The following is a 19,333-nucleotide window of genomic DNA, read 5'->3' on the forward strand; positions in this document are numbered from 1 at the left end:
CTTCAAGGGCTTATTTTATTAAAAATCATGTCATTGCGAGCGCAGCGTGGCAATCTCATCATGCAGGTCGCACAAGCAAAGTTTGCTACTTATCCTGTGAGATTGCCACGCTGCGCTCGCAATGACATAGTTTACTTTGCAATTCCCGTAAGCCAGGCAACCACCCGCTACTCCGCGCCGCTATTCTTCTTATAAGCCAGCCACACATAAAATGGTATACCGCCCATCAGCAGTAAAAAACCATAGTATACGGCTTCTTTACCCGTTCCGGCAATGGTCCATAAGGCATAGCCAAAGGCCAAAATAGCCAGTATAACGGCACCCGTTAAGCCATTAACCTGCTTTTGCTTTACCCTGATGATCAGGTAGGCGGCTGCCGATAGCAGATAGGGGATCAATATAGATAGTAAGGATAACAACAATAAAAACCTGAACTGCTCTACCAGTCCTTTGGTGTAGTTCATGCTCATGAAAAGAGATACCATGACACTGCTCACCAAAATACCTACGTAGGGTACACCCTTTTTATTTTGCCTGGCAAATACCGCGGGGAATAATTTATCATTGGCAATGGCAAAGGGTACCTGACCCTGTAATAGTGTCCAGCCGTTAAGCGAGCCAAAAGCGGCAATGGCTATCCCGGCGCTCACCCAGTAACGGGCGTTATTACCATAAATCACCACGGCAGCATCGGCAAAAGGAGTAACCGAACGTTGCAGCGCGGCAGACGGGATAATGCCCATCACACTAAAACTGCTCAATATGTATACCAGCGTAGCGATCAGTAAACCCAGTAAAGTAGCGCGGGGAATTGTTTTTTCGGGATTGGCCACGCTGCCGGCCGGTACCGTAGCACTTTCGATACCAATAAAGGCAAACATGGTCATGGTGGCAGTAGCCATTAAAGCGCCATATATAGTAGTATTACTGCCATTGAAAGGGATAAAATTTTTGGACTGGATAAAAAACAAGCCACCTATAGCCACCAGTACAAGCGGGGCTACCTTTAAAATAGTAGTGATCAGTTGTACTTTACCACCCGTAACTACACCTCTGGTATTAATATACGTAAGCAGCCATATAGTACATAGTCCGGTTGATATAGCTATAACAGAGCTGGATGCCAGTACCGGGAAAAAGGTACTCATGGCGCTAACAAAGGAAATGGTTATAGCAGCGTTGGCGCATGAAACCGCTAAATAATAACCCCAGGCTACCAGGAAACCAGCAAAATCGCCAAGACCGTTGCGGGTATAAGCGTAAGGACCGCCCGTGGCATGGGGCAACAACTTGCTCAGATTACTGAAAACTTTGGCTAAAAAGAATGAGCCTATAGCCGAAAATACCCAACCTAATAAGCCAATACTACCAAAGGAGGCCATAGCGGCGGGCATCAGGAATACCCCGGCGCCAATCATATTACCTACCACGAGGGAGGTACTTGTCCATAAACCTAATTTATTTTTTTCAGGGGATGATGCGGGCATAACGGTGTGATTTTTTTGCGAAGATAAGATAGGATATTTATTTCCTTAATCCCCAAAAATGGGGCGGATGGATCGAAATAAGTATTACTAATAAATGCGTACCCATTAGATGCGTTAAAAAAAGTTAAAAATTACTCAAGATCAAATAGTTGCGCTAATTTTATTTGTACCAATGAAACTTGAAGCCACTATATTAATTGTTGCCATTTGCCTGATCACTTCTGAACGGGTCAAAGGGCAGTCACCTAAAATACAGCAGGGTTTGTTGCTTAAAAGCGCTACCGTCATCAGGTTAGGTAACGTGCGGGTTTTAAATAAACGCAGTGGGACAGCTGCAAGGTCAAACACAGTTGGTGTGTTTAATATTGCGGCCATGCCGGGAGATACCCTTCGGTTTGAGAGCGCCAGTTACCTAACCAACGAGTTTGTTGTTACCGACCTGGCTGATAAAATAATGTACCTGCAGCCAGTAATTGAACTGGCGGAGGTAGTGATAAAAGAAAATTCTATTATCCGGGAGATCAGGGAAACTCAGAAAGGCTATCGTAAAAAAAGTGTTTTTTATACCGGGACACCGCATTACTATTACCTGTTTTTAAAGCCCATGACCTTTATTTATGAGAATTTTAAAAGTGAGGTTAAAGACGCCCGCAGGTTTAACCGTTTTGCCAAACGGGAACTGAATGCTTATGAAGTTGCCAAACGGTTTAATGATTCACTTATCAAAAAGGTAGTTCCAGTTGACGCCGATAAAATTGACAATTTCAGAGCTGATTATGCCCCTTCGCTAAAGCTGCTAAATACCATGAACAATTATGATCTTATTAATTACATAAAGGATAGTTATGAGGATTATAAAAAGAAAAATGGTGGTAATAAACAACCAACGCAGCTATAAACGTTATCCTTCGGGATATTTCAACCCTATATTGCTACTACTTTATATCCATAACGGTTAATATCTGCCATATTTCAGGCAAAAGTTCCAATCTTTATAAACATTTAAAGCGTAAAATCCTTTTATACCAGGATATACTTGCCGCTAACAAATACCCGTTCAAATTACACTAATCTACCCGGAGCCATAATGAAGAACCACCAATTTCAATATCTGAAAAACATTATAAAAACGCTACTCTATAAACCGGTTACCTGCTCCCTGATTACAGTTGCCGCTCTTTTCATCATCAGTTTTACGATTATAGTCAAAAAAGATCCGCTCCCGGTTGCCGATAAGAACAACGGGGGATTGTTTTTGCCTGGTAATTTTAAAGCGGTTGTAGTGGTTGATAGTCTGGAGGGCGGTGCCCGTCATCTGGCGGTTAATGGTAATGGCGATATTTATGTAAAGCTCCGGTTTCCTGATTCTATTGGGGGTAACGTAGCCCTGCGCGATACCAACCATGATGGCAAAGCCGATATCATTAAAAAATTTGCCGATTATGAGGATAAGGGAAGTTATGGTACAGCTATGCGTGTCCATAAAGGATATCTTTATTTCAGTTCGCAGATTAATGTGTACCGGGTAAAGCTTAACCCCCAAACGCTGGTTCCCGATGGCAAGCTGGAACTGATAGTTCATGATATACACCCCGAGCATGAGCACGATGCCAAGCCTATAGCGTTTGATAACAAAGGCAATATGTATGTTGCTTTTGGGGCGCCATCAAACGCGTGCCAGGTACAAAACAGGGTACCCGGTTCTATGGGTATTAAAGGCTGCCCTTTGTTAACAGATTACGGCGGGATATGGCGGTTTGATGAAGCAAAGCCCAATCAATTGCAAAAAGATGGGATGCGTTATGCAACCGGCCTACGCAGTGTGGTGGCTATGGACTGGAACACCACCGACAGTTGTTTATACGTTGTAGCACACGGGCGCGATGACCTGCGCCTGCAATTCCCCAAAAAGTTTAGTGCGTGGCAAAGCGCAGTATTACCGGCCGAAGAATTTTTGAAGATAAAGGAAGGCACTGATGCCGGGTGGCCATACTATTATTATGACCCCATTAAAAAGAAGAAGCTATTAAATCCGGAATATGGAGGCGACGGAAAAAAGGCAGGGAACGGTGCAAAATACGCCCAACCCATTATGGCCTTCCAGGCGCACTGGGCACCCAATGATCTGCTGTTTTATACCGGTAACCAGTTTCCTGAAAGGTATAAGAATGGCGCTTTTATTGCCTTTCATGGTTCAACCAACCGATCGCCTTACCCGCAGGCTGGCTTTTTTGTTTGTTTTGTGCCTTTTAAAAACGGAAAGCCGGTTGGCTCCTGGGAAATTTTTGCGGATGGTTTTACAGGCCGTACTACCGTGATTAGTGTGAGTGATGCTGTGTACAGGCCAATGGGGGTTTCTATGGGGCCCGATGGATCATTATATGTAAGCGATACAGAGAAGGGGAAGGTATGGCGGATATTTTACCAGGGTGATAAAACTAAATTCACAAGCGCTCAACTGGCTAAAATGGAATTAAGGAAAAAGTTGCCAGGCTTTAAGATTCCGGATGTGATGCGTAATAACCTGATGACCGGCATGTTAACAGGTGGGGCTAAAATTTACGCTACTTATTGCGTTAACTGCCATCAAAAAGACGGCAAGGGCGATGGTAACCTGTTCCCGCCATTAGGTGGCTCAGAATGGGTTACCGGTGGTAAATTTATGGAGAAGGAACCGGCCATCAGAGTTTTACTTAATGGCCTTGAAGGTCCGGTTAAGGTTAAAAATAAACCGTATAATAGTGTAATGCCCAAGCATGATTTTTTAAGCGACACCCAAATTGCCCAGGTACTTACTTATATCCGCAATAATTTTGGTAACAACAGCAGTTTGGTTTCCACATTAGAAGTTAAAAAAGTACGTGCAGAGTTGAAGGTAAAATAACTTTGTCATTAATCTTTATTCAGAGAACATTGGTATCAGTGCGTTTTTGTTTAACAAAAATATCGGGGCTTAAAGAACTTTCCCGTAATAATTTGGCGTGGTTATAGGATATCTGTTTATATAGCTGCGGATCAAGGTTCATCAATTGCTCGTTGTTTAAAACGGTAAAGTATATAAATAATTTAGATAGCCTGTTCCCTGATTCATCAGACACCTGGTTTAAGCAATTCAAATACCCGTTAATAGCCGAATAGTCATCTGATATAATGGCATTTTTTACTTTAAGATCATAAAACAGGGATTTCATGAAGGGTGTATATAAATACTCTTCCTGTTTATACGATGCTGAAATGGTGTTGTTGCTATTCAATAATTCGGTTTTGTTATCCAGAACAAAGTGAGCATCAGATGCCGCTATTTTCAAAAAGTAATTATATGCAAATGATGTTTCGGCGCTTGTTTTATTTACTTTATTAAGCGCGTTAACAAATCGCAGCGTTTTAATGGGCTTTTGGCAAATAAATGTAGCGTATGCCGCCAAAAGATAAACAAGGTCGTTGGCTTTTTTATCATACATGCTTTCGCCTTGTTTGGGCGGATTAAAATAGAACCGGGTCACTTCAGCAAAAAAATCTTTTCTGATCATACCATATTTAAAGTATTGATATATGGCATTGAGGCAGTGTAAAGGATTTATAGCAAATTGCTGAAAATAATGCTGCGGGAAGCTTTTAAGTTTTGCCAGGCAATCTTCCAGTTGCTTAATTTCTAACTGCAGTATGGCTATGGTTGCCAGAGCGGTATAGGTAAGTACTTTTTTATGATCCGAAAGTTCAAATTTCAGCAAGGTTTGTAACGCTTTTTTGTAATCAACATGAACCATCTCTATTCCAAAAAAGTAATAAAACAGTCCGTCGCCACAATCCTGTTTAAAATAATTTGCTGTGGTTTCTGGGTTATTGGATGCAAAACAAACCCTTTGAAGCAGATCACCTAAAAAAAGGATCAATTCTGATTTTTCTTTGGGGTTAAGGGCGGTTTGTGCTAAAAGCTCAAAACTTTCCTGCTGCCCGTTCTTAACGGCATGTATCACACACCATTTTATTACAGGTAATTTATGTTCACTTTCATTAAAGGCATTATTAATTGATTTAATCAGGTTCTGGTCAAAACGTTGGTTGTTCTCTAACAAAAGTTTTCTGGCAATGGTAAATTCTAAAAAGTTATTGCTGCCAAATTGTACCAGTGTTTTAAACTGAAAATCATTGCTTGAATTCACTTCTCTTAAAAAACCTATGCTTAATAACTCATTATAAGCATGGCTGTATTGTTTTAACAGATCATTACATCTAAACTTATCTAACTCATATATCCCATTCTTAAAATCCATTTCATCAACCAGCTCTTTGAGTAACAGGATCTTTTCGGTTGCATAATGCCCCAGGTAAACCTTATTCAGTATAAATATGGATATCAGTTCATAAATGCAGATATGATCAATATTATTAAGCGAAAAATTATTTTTATGCTGTTTGTAATAAAATTGGAAGTATAAGGGGTGGTTAAAATTATTGGCAACATCAATGGCTATAAAATTTTGGATACCCGGATTTATAGTTCGGCACAGTTCTCTTATCTCCTGTATATTAAACAGCGGCACATTGGTGGTTAGGTCATGATCTGTTATAAAGCCGGTGAACCAATTGTTGAGACCAAACTCCATATTGTGCTTGTTATTGATCCAGTTTGCCGATCGCATGGTTAAAACCAGCTTAAACCATTCATGCGACTGGTAAAAAGAGAAAATGTCCATCAACTGGTTTAGTACCAGTTCAAATTGGTCATTTTTGAACATGTGTTCATCAAACCCATCAATGATAAGGTAAAATTTGCCTCCATTACGTTTGTTTATATCAAACAGGGCTTCAATATCTTCCTCGTGCGAGTAGCCAAGCAGGGCCAGCAGCCAGTCGTTAAGGTCACGTCCACTTAAAAAAACGTTCATTAGGGCGCTGCTGCTAAAAAACAAGATGATATCATTACTGTTTGATTCCAGTTTTTCATCAATCCAGTGGCAAAGGCCAATTGTTTTTCCATAGCCAGAAGGGGCTGTAAATACGGTTGCCGTGTAGTCCCCTCGTAAAAATTCATCAAAATGATCATTAATAAATTTCCGGCGTATGGTTTGATTAAAGGGAATCCCCGAACGGTTTTTTAAAGCCTGTAGAGTAAAGTGTGTGATTTTTGCAGCATTATTACTAAGGGTTTTCCAATCAACATGCTCATTTTGCGATTTTTCAGAAGGTACGCTTTCCTGATCGCAAAAATCATCCCAGCCCGCAAAGCCGCAGTATTTTGCTAAAACATCAATGGTGAACAAAGATGGCTTGAACTTACTATATGCAAATCCGTATACCCGCTTTAATGTGGTTTCGCTTACTGTTAGTTTTGTTTTGTTGTAGATCTGTAATGCAAGGGCCTTGCAATCGCCCGGTGTAATGCTTCTAATATTGGCATTTGTTAGTACACGGGATTTCAATGTTTCAAATTGAACTGGTGAAAAGGATATCATAGGCTCAAAGCAATTAGGTTATTATTTTTGTACACGATTAATCAGAATATTTTTTTGTTGATTGTACAATTAATGTGGTTGTTTAATTATACGGTGTCCGTATTAACTAAGGTTGCAACCATATTTTGCTTAAATATTCGGTTTTAGCTATAATTTGCTGTGTTTACGAGTATAGTAGAGCTATATGTTTTAAAATAATATTTAATGAACAAAATGAACGATTATTAAATAAATGAACATCGTTTATTTTGTCTTAATGAAGTGAATAAGATGTATTAATAATATTCTTAAAGTGCTGTGTAGTTTTGAAATGTGTAACTATTTACACCTACCTTAATTACATTTGCATGAAAACCTTTACCTTTTATAGCAGGTACATAATAGTGTTATGCCTGTTATTGTGTGCTACCAGCAAAATATTTGGACAACGCCATTTTGCAACTACCCAGCAAAGCGGTGCTACAGGTTTACTTTGTTTGGGCTGCGTAGTTACTGAACAAGGAAACGCTATTGATGCAAATCTGCAAACTCACTCCACTTTAAACGTACCGGTTGGCCTGTTGGCCGCAACATACCAGGAATTAATATTTCCGGCTCAGGCTGCTGCCAATACCCCATTAACAATTAAATTAGGAACAGGTAACAACCTGCTTGATGTAACAGCACTTGGTGGGGTAACTATAACTCCATATAATGGCAATGTAGCGGGTGCGTCAATTACTGCCCCAACACTGGCGAGTGTAGCCAGTAGCAATAACCAGCTGGAATTTATCTTTTCGCCGACTACAGCTTATACCAAGGTGAGGGTAACGCTTAACGGGGGGCTTTTGGGCGCTTTAAGCAGTATATATTTATATGATGCTTTTTATACTACACCTGGTCCTCCGGTTTGTAATACAGCATATGATGAATTGCATGGTATATCATCGGCATTACTTAATCTTGGGATAAATGTAGGCGGGGTGGCAAACCCTCAAAATGCGATTGACGGGAATATTAATACAGCATCAACCTTAAATGCAGGTGTTGGCGCATTAGGTGCATTCGCGCAACAAACTATAATTTTTCAGTCGCCATCAATTGTAGGCGATTCTGTACGCCTTACCATATCCTTACCAAAGGCACTATTGGATGTGGGTGTTTTAACAAACATAGGCATATCAACATTTAATGGCAATACAGATAATAACGATACCCAGCAACTAAGCGGGTCATTGCTGCGTTTGCGCCTGCTTGATCTTACCAATAACAGGCAGCGGATAGTTGTTACCTATGCACCCACCAAAGTATTTGACCGTGTTCAGCTGCGGCTGGGGGGAGGTATAGCAAGTGTATTATCATCCCTGGATCTTTTCGAGGCCGAAGTAATTATACCTAAACCTATCATAAAAATTAATAATGTAGCAGTAACCGATGCGCAATTATGTGCCGGAAGTACCATAGCATTAACTGCAACATCAAATGCACCGGGCTCTACATTTAACTGGTACACCCAGGCAACTGGCGGAGCCTCCATTGCAACCGGCGCATCGTACACTACACCTCCTTTAACTGCAAATGCCACTTATTACGTATCGGCAACACGCGCAGGTTGTGCAACAGCTTCAGACCGGGCCCCGGTAGTGATCAATGTTAATAAAATTCCGGCTGCACCGGTTATAGCCAATGCCAACATTACGGTATGCCCGGGCTCAACCGCGGTATTTGCTGCACAGCCCATACCTGGTGTTACCGTTAACTGGTACACGGACCCAACCGGCGGAACTCCTTTATTTACGGGTAATACCTATACATCTGCTGCCTTAACCACAACCACAAGCTTTTATGCCGAAGCGGTAACAGGCGGTACCTGTGTAAGCACTTCGCGTACAAAGGTAACTGCAACTATAAGCCCGTTACCGGCCGTGCCAACATTAACTACGCCAAACGTAACCATTTGCGATGGTGATGTGGCCGTACTGGCTATTGCCTCGCCGGTAGCCGGACAAACATATAACTGGTATAGCACTGCCACTGGTGGTCCCTCATTATTTACAGGTACAAACTTTACCAGTCCGGCTTTAAATGCCAACACAATTTATTATGCCGAAGCTGTAAACGCAACAGGCTGTGCAAGCGGTACCCGTGTTGCGGCAACAGTTACTGTAACACCTAAACCTGCTGCTCCTGTTTTGGCGGTAAATAATTCAACTATAAGCGCTGGCCAAACTGCAACCATCCATGTAACTAATGCACAAACAGGCATTACTTATAACTGGTACACATCCGCCGCAGCGGCAACCCCTGTTTTTACAGGCGATCCTTTTATAACACCCGCGTTATTTAGTACCACTACTTATTATGTGGCAGCTGCCAACAGCACTGGTTGCCAATCGGCAACACGTACGCCAATAACCATTAACGTAACTATTAATAACAATTCGCCATGTACGTTTGCCAATCAACAAACACACGTCACAAATGGTTTATGTGTATTGTGTAACGTTCTCAATGATGCTCTTGCCGCTGATGCCGACACGACTACCGCGTCGACCATATCAGTGCCGGTAGGTCTTTTAGGCGGATCAGCTTCACAAACACTGCAATTTCAGCAACCAGGTTTTACCGGCGATACCATTAAGCTCGTATTTCAAAGCCCGGGAGGTCTGGCTGATGTTAGCTTACTGGGTAATATAACAGTAGCAGTTTATAATGGTGCCACACTGGTAGGTAGTTATCCGCTTAATAATTCATTACTTACTTTAAGGTTATTGGCGGGTACTAACCGTTATGCGGTATACGTGCCTGCAGTAGGAAATTATGATCGTGTACAGGTAACGCTTAACTCAGGTGTTGCAACGCTGCTTACATCGTTACAGATCTATTATGCTATACAGCAGTATCCAACACCTAAGTTTAATCCGGTTGCTCCTGAAATTTGCAAAGGCAGCTCTGCAGCATTGAATATTACATCACCTAACCCGGCTAACGGAACCTTTAAGTGGTATACTACACCAACAGGAGGGGCATCTGTAGCTACAGGTATAACTTATACAACACCTGCATTAACCGCAAACACTACTTATTATGTAGAATACAGCCGTAACGGCACCTGCGTAAGCCCGGTACGTGCTCCTGTTCAGGTAATAGTTGATGATCCACCGGTAAAACCAGTTGTAACACCAGCAAGCGCGACCATACTGGCCGGCCAAACCGCTACTTTTAAAGCTACTGTAGTTAATGGCGCTACTATAAAATGGTACACCGCGCCAACTGGTGGTACTCCTGTATTTACAGGCAGCACATTCACCACGCCGGCATTATCAGCCAATACAACTTATTATGCAGAAGCATCTTTAGGTAGCTGCGTATCGCCAGACAGAACTGTTGTACCGGTAACCGTTACGCCGATAGTAATACCAGATGTATCAGTAACCCCGCCTACACAATCAGTTAACGCGGGTACAACAGGTACTATAACTGCCAGCTCAACCACACCGGGAACACTATTTAACTGGTATACCACACCAACAGGTGGCACACCTGTATTTACAGGGGTAACCTTTGTAACTCCACCGGCATTTGCCAATACAACTTATTATGCCGAAGCTGTAGTAACAGCCACTGGCGCAAAATCAGCTACCCGTGCACCGGGCGTAGTGAATGTAATTGCTGTTGGTTCAGATCCGGTAGCTTGCAACGCTGCTACAACGCAAACAAATTCGGTTAACGGTTTATGTTTATTCTGCACTACCACTAATCCGGCCGGAGCAGTTGATAACAACCGTAATTCATTTTCACAAATACATGTACCGGTAGGTTTACTGGGCGGCTCCGCACAGCAGGTATTACATTTTACCAACCCGGGTATTGTAGGCGATAGCATAATTGTTGAATTGGGTATCCCTGGTTCACTGGCCGATGTAGGCTTATTATCGCAAATTAATATTGCTACTTATAACGGAGCAACCTATAACAATGACCGCTTTGCTGTAAACGGATCATTGATAAACCTTACCCTGTTAAACGGAACAAGCCGTTTCAGGATAGCATTTAAAGCAACCCACACCTTTAACGGCGTTGAGATCCAGTTTAACTCAGGCGTTGCCGGCTTGCTTAGCGCGGTAAACGTTTATGATGCTTATCAATCAGTAGCATCGCCGGTTATCAGTGTGCCAAATGTTAGCACCTGCCAGGGAACAACTGCTACTTTAACAGCAAATGCACCGCCAGCCAACGTAACTATAAAATGGTATACCTCAGCAACCGGTGGTACAGCTGTATTTACAGGCGCCACGTTTGTTACGCCGGTATTAAATACCAACACAACTTATTATGCCGAAGCCAGCTTTACTGCAGGCGGATGTGCACAGCCAGTGCGTACACCAGCAACGGTAACTGTTACACCGGCCCCTGCCGCACCGCTTGTTAATGCATCAACTATAACCGTATGCTCGGGCCAGCCGGCTACGTTTACAGCAGAAGCCGTTAGCGGTGTTACCTTTAAATGGTACGCGGCAGCAACAGGTGGCACAGCATTGTTTACCGGAGCACAATTTACCAGCCCGGCGTTAACTGCTACAACGTCCTATTACGTTGAGGCTACAGCGGGCACTTGCGGCAATTCAACCCGTACTAAGGTAACTGCTAATGTAGCTGCATCGCCAACGGTACCTGTTGTGTCACAAACTCCTGTACAAACCTGTTCTGGTTCATCGGCTGTATTAGCGGCAACAGGTCAGCCTGGTGTTACCTTCAACTGGTATACTACCGCTACCGGCGGAACCCCTGTATTTACAGGGCCACAGTTTACTACTCCGGCATTAACTGCCAGTACATCATATTATGTTGAATCTGCGTCAACAGGGGGCTGTACCAGTTCAACAAGGGCAAAAGCGGATGTGTCGGTTAACCCGACACCCGTTGCGCCTATTATCGCTGTAAACCCGGTTGGCGGACAGATCACCTCCGGGCAAACAGCTTCTTTAACGGCAACCTCAACTACCCCGGGAGCTATCTTTAAATGGTATGCAGCTCCAAACGGCGGTACTGCCATTTTTACAGGTGCCAACTTTACTACCCCTGCTTTAACATCAAACACAACTTATTATGTTGAAGCTTCAACAGCAGCAGGCTGTACAAGTACTACACGTACACCGGTAACCATCACCGTAAATCCAATATTCTCTACCTCGTGCGATTTTGCATCAACACAAACCAATGATGTAAACGGAGGCCTGCTTTGTGTGGGTTGCGCTGTGAATTTTCCAAATAATTCGGTTGATAGCGATACCACCAACTTTAGCCAGTTAAGTGTTCCAATTGGTTTGGTAGGTTCAAATGTGTCGCAAAGATTAATATTTGGCGATGCCGGGGTTGTTGGCGATACCGTGACCGTGAAAATAGCGGTTCCGGCAAGCCTTGCTACTGTAGGTGTTTTAAACCAGCTGCAAATTGCTTCATTTAATGGCACGACATATAATAACGACCGCATCAATTTAAGCAGCAGCTTACTGAAGATCACCTTGCTGGCAGGTAATCAAACTGCTTTAATAAAATTTGCACCAAAATCGGCATTTGATCGGGTCGAGATCAGATTTAACGGTGCTTTGGCATCAGTGTTTAATACGGTTAATATTTATTATGCCACCAAACAGGTTGAAGCACCGAGACTGGCCGCGAATACGGTAAGTATTTGCGCAGGTAGCACAGCGACCTTTACGGTTAATAATGCCCGTGCAGGAATAGCTTATAAATGGTATACCTCTGCAACCGGTGGCGCTTCTGTTCATACAGGTGCAACCTTTACCACCGCGGCATTAACTGCAACTACTACTTATTATGTAGAGAGCAGCCGTGCATCAAGCGGATGTGCTAACCCAAACAGGGTGTCGGCAACTGCCAATGTTACCCCATCACCGGTTAATCCGGTTCTGGCCCAGGCATCAGTGCAGTTATGTTCAGGTTCGCCAGCGGTATTAACCGTTTCACCAACCCAATCAGGCGTGGTGTATAACTGGTATGCGGCCGCAACGGGTGGTTCGCCAATATTTACCGGCGCTCAGTTTACAACCCCGGTACTTACCGCAAATATTTCTTATTATGTAGAAGCATCAGCTAACGGATGCGTTAGTCCGGCCCGTACAAAAGCCGACGCGGTAGTTAATCCAATACCTGTTGCGCCAACTGTTACTGTAAACCCAGCCGGCGGCCAGGTTACAACAGGCGGCACAGCTACATTAACAGCCAGTTCGCTTACAGCTGGTGCTATCATTAAATGGTACACCACACCAACAGGCGGCACAGCTATATTTACAGGCAGTCCATTTATTACTCCGCCTTTAACAGCAACTACAACTTATTATGCCGAAAGTTCATTAGCATCAGGTTGCGTAAGTACACAGCGTACCCCGGTAATTATTACCGTTACACAACCTATTGTAGTACCCGATGTGGCAGTTACCCCGCCTACTCAAACAGTTAATCCGGGTACGTCAGGTACTTTGGTAGCGTCATCAACTACCCCAGGCGCAACAGTATTTAACTGGTTCACTACACCAACAGGCGGCACCAGTATATTTACAGGAGCAACCTTTTCAAGTCCGGGTCTGTTTACTGCTACAACTTATTACGCCGAGTCAAGCATACCTGCTACCGGGGTTAAATCAGCCACAAGGGCATCAGGAATAGTTAATGTAAATGCCATTTCGCCTAACCCTGTTCCCTGCGATGCAGCTATTGCCGAAACAAACTCAGTTAATGGTATATGCTTATTTTGCGGCACCAGTAACGCGGGCGGATCAATTGATAATAACCGTAATACCTTTTCACAAATACACGTACCGGTAGGTTTACTGGGTGGAGCTGCACAGCAAACTTTACGTTTTGCTAATACAGGTATTGCCGGTGATAGTGTAACTGTTGAGTTAGGTATCCCGGGCTCACTGGCCGATGTAGGCGTGCTTTCACAAATTCAAGTAGCAACCTACAATGGTACAACTTTTAACGGCGACCGCTTTACTGTAAACGGCGCATTACTAAATATTACCTTACTGAACGGAACAAACCGTTTCAGGGTAACATTCAAAGCGGCTCATACCTTTGACAGAGTTCAGGTACTATTTAACTCAGGTGTTGCAGGTTTACTTAACGCGGTAAACGTTTATGATGCTTATCAATCTGTAGCTGCACCGGTTATCACCACAGCAAATGTTGCCACATGCTCAGGATCGCAGGCTACTTTAACAGCAACTGTACCAGCTAATGTAACCGTAAGGTGGTATACTACTGCAAGCGGTGGCACCCCAGTGTTTACCGGAGCGGTATTTACCACGCCGGTATTAACTGCCAATACAACTTATTATGCCGAAGCCAGCCGTACTGCTGATGGTTGCGCCCAAAGTGTACGCACACCTGCAACAGTAACAGTTACGCCGGCTCCGGCCAAACCGATTGTGGCTGCACCAAACTTAACGGTATGTTCTGGTCAGCCGACTACATTTACAGCACAGGCAGTTACCAGTGTTACCTTTAACTGGTACACTCAGGCTACTGGTGGTACACCTGTATTTACCGGCAATCCATTTACAACCGGACCGCTTTCGGCAACAACTACTTATTATGTTGAAGCTACAGGCGCGGGCTCTTGCGGTAGCTCAACCCGTACCCTGGTTACAGCGAATGTAACAGCAACGCCATTAGTACCTGTCGTATCACAAACACCGGTACAAACCTGTTCGGGTTCATCGGCTACCTTATCTGTAACATCAACCCAGGCCGGTGTTACTTATAACTGGTATACCGTGGCAACAGGTGGCACATCGGTTTTCACTGGCCCACAATTTACAACACCGGCATTAACCGCCAATAAATCATATTATGTTGAAGCAGTGGCAGGCAGCTGCACCAGCTCAACAAGAGCGAAGGCAGATGTTGTAGTTAACCCTACACCGGCGGCACCGGTTGTTACAGCGAATACTCCGGGCGGACAGATCACTTCTGGTCAGAAAGCTATTTTAACGGCTACCTCAACCACCGCTGGAGCTACCTTTAAATGGTACACTTCGGCAAGCGGCGGTACCGCAATCTTTACAGGCGCAACATTTACCACACCTGCCCTGACATCAAACACCACTTATTATGTGGAAGCTGTGTTGGCAGGCTCAGGTTGTACCAGTATAGTACGTACCCCGGTAACTGTTAAAGTAAACCCAATATTCTCTACCTCGTGCGATTTTGCATCAACACAAACATTTGATGTGAACGGTGGTGTAATATGTGCTGGTTGCGATGTAATTACGCCGGATAATGCTGTAGATCAGGATACCGTAAACTTTAGCCAGATAAAATTACCAATAGCCATATTAGGATCATACGTAGGACAAAAATTAATATTCAGCGATGCCGGAACTGTTGGCGATACCGTAAGGGTTAAGATCTCGATACCGGTAAGCCTGGCAACTGTAGGGGTACTTAACCAGATACAGATTGCCTCCTACAATGGCGCTACCTATAACGGCGACCGTATTAACTTAAGCAGCAGCTTACTGAATATCACGATTCTGGCTGGCGGGCAAACTGCTTTAGTCAAATTTGCACCAAAAGCTGGCTTTGACAGGGTTGAGATACGCCTTACCGCTGGTGTAGCATCATTGTTCAATAGTCTTAACGTTTATTATGCCAGCAAGCAGGTAGAAGCACCAACGCTTGCTGCAAATACTGCAAACATTTGTTCGGGTGGCTCGGCTACTTTTAGTGTGAGCAATGTACGTGCGGGTGTAACTTATAAATGGTATACTGCGGCAGTAGGCGGAACACTTGTTCATACAGGTGCAACCTTTCCTGTTACAAACGTATTAGCTACTACTACTTACTATGTAGAAAGCAGCCGCACCTCAAGCGGTTGTGCTAATCCAAACAGGGTAGGTGCAACAGTTAACGTTACACCATCGCCACAAAACCCGATACTGGCAAAAGCCTCATTTGAAATATGCGCAGGCGAAAGTGTCACGTTCTCCGTAACCAATGCTAATGGTGCTACCATTAACTGGTACGATGCACAAACAAATGGTAACCTGGTACATACAGGTGCAACCTTCACCGTATCTCCGGTATCTGATATTATTTACTATATCGAATCTGCAAATGGTACCTGTATAAGCCCTGCACGAACCGTGGCCACTATTAAGGTTAACCAATTGCCTCAAAAACCAAGTGTACTATCCAATAACGTAGATGTTTGCGCAGGCAGTCCTGCTGCATTAGCTGTAACTACTCCTCAGGCGGGCGTTACTTATAACTGGTATACTGTAGCAACCGGCGGTGCTTCTGTACATACGGGTGCAACCTTTACTACTCCGGCTATTACGAAAAACATAACCTACTATATTGAGGCCACAAACGCAACCAATTGTATTAACAACGGTGGCCGCACGGCTGTTAATGTAACACCAAACGGTTTACCTGTTGCACCAACCCTAAGCGCTACAACAACCCAGGTGTGCAATGGTGGTACTGTTATTATAAGCGTTAAAAACCCAATAGCCACTTTACAATATAACTGGTATAAAACGGCAACAGGAGGCTCATCTGTATTTACCGGAACAATATTCACTGCCACTAATTTAACAGCCAATATTTCATACTTTGTTGAAGCAGTAAGTGCGAGCAGCTGTAACAGTGCAACCCGTACCAAAACCGATATCATTGTGTTGCCAATACCACCGGCTCCGCAGGTACAAGCAACCGGGGGCAGCTTAACTATTTGTTCAGGATCATCAATTACGCTGAACATAGTTAATCCGCAAACAGGTGTGGTTTACAGATGGTATAACGCAGCAGTTAATGGCACACTGGTATTTACCGGTACTGTGTTTAGTACACCGGCTTTAACTGCTAATACAACTTATTATGTGGAAGCCGCAAACGCGGGTAATTGTACTTCGTCTGCCCGCACATCGGTGCCGGTTACAGTTAATCCGATCCCTGCCAATCCGGTACTGGCTTCTAATCCGCCTGTATGTTTAGGCAGCCCGGCAACCATATCAGTAACACCAGTAACAGGCATAACTTATAAATGGTATACTACAGCAACCGGTGGTACACCTGTATTTACAGGTAACCCTTATAAAACCGGGCTAATTACAGCAACTACTGATTTTTATGTTGAAGCAATAAATAGCACCAATTGTGGCAGCAGCAGCCGTACGTTAGCCGAGGTTACTATTAACCCTGCTCCATCTGCGCCGGTTATTGCCAACGGTGCTACCGCGCCGACATGTGTGGGATCTCCTGCTACTTTATCAATTTCTAATCCTCAGGGTGTACTTACTTACAAGTGGTACACTACAGCAACCGGCGGAACACCGGCATTTACAGGCAGACAATTTATTACTCCTGTATTAACAGCAAATACAACTTACTATGCCGAGGCTGTAAACAGTGGTGGCTGCGGATCATCAAGCCGTACACCGGTTCAGGTGATCATCAATCAGCTTCCGTCAACACCTGTACCGGTAGCTCAGGGCGGTTCATCCACACCATCGGTATGTTCTGGTAGCTCGGCTGTGTTAACGGCATCAGTTACACCAGCAACAAGCGTAACCTTTAAATGGTACACCACGGCAACCGGCGGAACACCAGTATTTACCGGAATACCGTTCACTACTGCAGCAGTTACAGGTACTATAACTTATTATGTTGAAGCAGTAAGTAATGTAAGTGGTTGTACATCAGGAATACGTGCCCCTATAACAATCACTATTGATAACAGCAAGGCGCCTGACCCTACAGTTGATGCCGCAGGTTTAATTACTTGTCAAAACAGTGCTACTACCATCAATATCACCAGTCCTGTTGCCGGTACCATTTATAACTGGTACACTGTGCCGGCCGGAGGAACTTCTGTACACATAGGATCAAGCTTTAACACACCTGTATTAACAGGCGATGCAACTTATTATGTTGAGGCTACAAACCCTCAAAGCTGTAATTCATCAACAAGGGTACCGGTTAATGTTACCGTAACACCGCAACCATCGGCCCCAACATTTACAGTACAGTCTCCGGTACAAGTATGTCGCGGCAGTTCAACATCAATCTCTGTTGCATCGCCACAAGGAAGCCTTACCTATAACTGGTATGATTCTGCTACAAAAAACAACCTGATATTTACAGGGCCAACCTTCCAAACCGGACCGGTTAACGCCAACGCCACTTATTATGTGGAGGCCATAAATGGTTCATGCGAAAGCGCATCATTAGCCAGCATACAGGTAACTGTGGTTGACGCGCCTGGCTCCCCTCTATTGGTTGAAGGTGCTTCGATATCAGGCTGCCAGGGTGGGCAGGTACAATTGCACATCTCTAATCCGCAGACAGGCTTTACCTATAACTGGTACAGTTCGGCAAGCGGCGGTACCCCGCAGGCTTCGGGAATAAGCTTTACCACTCCGGTACTTACTACCAACACCATCTACTTTGTAGAGGCGGTGAATGTTACCGGTTGCCCATCTGCTTCGCGTACAAACGTTACTGTTAATGTAACATCGGCACCGGTAGCGCCGCAGGCAAGTGCACAGGGTACATCTATATGCCCTGGGGTAAGTACCATTATATCCGCAACAAGCGCCACACCTGGAGCAATTATTAAATGGTTTGCCGATGAAACAGGCGGTGCGGAACTGGCTACAGGAATAGACTTTACAACACCCGTACTATCGGCCAATACCACATATTACGCCGAAGCCCAAACAGCAGGTGGTTGTGTATCAACTGTAAGAACTCCGGTAGCGGTTACTATTCTTAGTCCGCTGGCCGCTCCAATACCATCTGTAAGTGCAAGCACCACATCAAGTGTAAGCTTTGGCTGGGCTGCTGTAACAGGTGCAACAGGTTACCAGATAAGTACTGATAACGGGCAGCATTTTGTTGCACCAAGTTCAGGAGCTAATGGTTTAACTCATGTGGTAAGCAACCTGCAGCCAGGCGAGAGTGTAACCATTATTGTACGCGCCAGTGGAAACTCTGATTGCCAACTGAGTGCTAACTCAGCAGCGGTTACCGGTACAGCCAGCAATCCATTTGGAAACGGATTATTTATACCGAATGTGTTTACGCCAAATGGCGATGGCAACAATGATCTGCTGCAGGTTTACGGTAATACCATCAAGAGTTTAACCCTGTCGATATATGACCAATGGGGCGAGCTGCAATACCAGACAACTAATAAAACAAGCGGATGGGATGGTACGTATAAAGGCACCAAGCAGCCAGTAGGGGTATATGTTTATTACGTGGAAGCTACTCTGAATGATGGTCAGGTAGTGAAGAAGAAAGGTACAGTTACGCTATTACGATAAGGCCTCTATATATGCTGTACCATGCCGAAGTGTATGGTACAGCATATGATGG

At 44.1% G+C, this 19,333-nt stretch carries 5 protein-coding genes; 3 read left to right on the forward strand and 2 right to left on the reverse strand.

Features of this window, described 5'->3' with window-relative positions:
- Positions 1-167: 167 nt before the first annotated feature.
- A complete protein-coding gene (locus M2273_RS21825) occupies positions 168-1,487 on the reverse strand; it encodes an amino acid permease (RefSeq protein ID WP_429399897.1) in 1,320 nt (439 codons plus the stop codon).
- Positions 1,488-1,659: 172 nt separating this feature from the next.
- Here M2273_RS21825 and M2273_RS21830 point away from each other — a divergent pair, with 172 nt between their 5' ends.
- Both M2273_RS21830 and M2273_RS21835 read left to right on the forward strand, forming a co-directional pair.
- Entirely contained in the window at positions 1,660-2,385 is a 726-nt protein-coding gene (locus tag M2273_RS21830; protein ID WP_429399898.1) for a hypothetical protein, read from the forward strand.
- A 189-nt stretch (positions 2,386-2,574) separates the two neighbouring features.
- A complete protein-coding gene (locus tag M2273_RS21835) occupies positions 2,575-4,371 on the forward strand; it encodes a c-type cytochrome (RefSeq protein WP_429399899.1) in 1,797 nt (598 codons plus the stop codon).
- A 19-nt stretch (positions 4,372-4,390) separates the two neighbouring features.
- On the opposite strand, the gene M2273_RS21840 is transcribed toward M2273_RS21835, so the two are convergent.
- A complete protein-coding gene (locus M2273_RS21840; RefSeq protein ID WP_429399900.1) occupies positions 4,391-6,910 on the reverse strand; it encodes a hypothetical protein in 2,520 nt (839 codons plus the stop codon).
- 380 nt (positions 6,911-7,290) lie between these two features.
- Here M2273_RS21840 and M2273_RS21845 point away from each other — a divergent pair, with 380 nt between their 5' ends.
- Positions 7,291-19,281 (forward strand): gliding motility-associated C-terminal domain-containing protein, encoded by an 11,991-nt coding sequence (locus M2273_RS21845; RefSeq protein WP_429399901.1) that lies wholly within the window; start codon positions 7,291-7,293, stop codon positions 19,279-19,281.
- The last annotated feature ends 52 nt before the right edge of the window (positions 19,282-19,333 follow it).

This window comes from Mucilaginibacter lappiensis (genome assembly GCF_050433765.1).
Lineage (GTDB): Bacteria > Bacteroidota > Bacteroidia > Sphingobacteriales > Sphingobacteriaceae > Mucilaginibacter > Mucilaginibacter lappiensis_A.

Bases quoted from the DNA above. Each gene is read 5' to 3' on its own strand.
- M2273_RS21825 (WP_429399897.1), bottom strand. From the start codon at position 1,487: ATGCCCGCATCATCCCCTGAAAAAAATAAATTAGGTTTATGGACAAGT.
- M2273_RS21830 (WP_429399898.1), top strand. From the start codon at position 1,660: ATGAAACTTGAAGCCACTATATTAATTGTTGCCATTTGCCTGATCACT.
- M2273_RS21835 (WP_429399899.1), top strand. From the start codon at position 2,575: ATGAAGAACCACCAATTTCAATATCTGAAAAACATTATAAAAACGCTA.
- M2273_RS21845 (WP_429399901.1), top strand. From the start codon at position 7,291: ATGAAAACCTTTACCTTTTATAGCAGGTACATAATAGTGTTATGCCTG.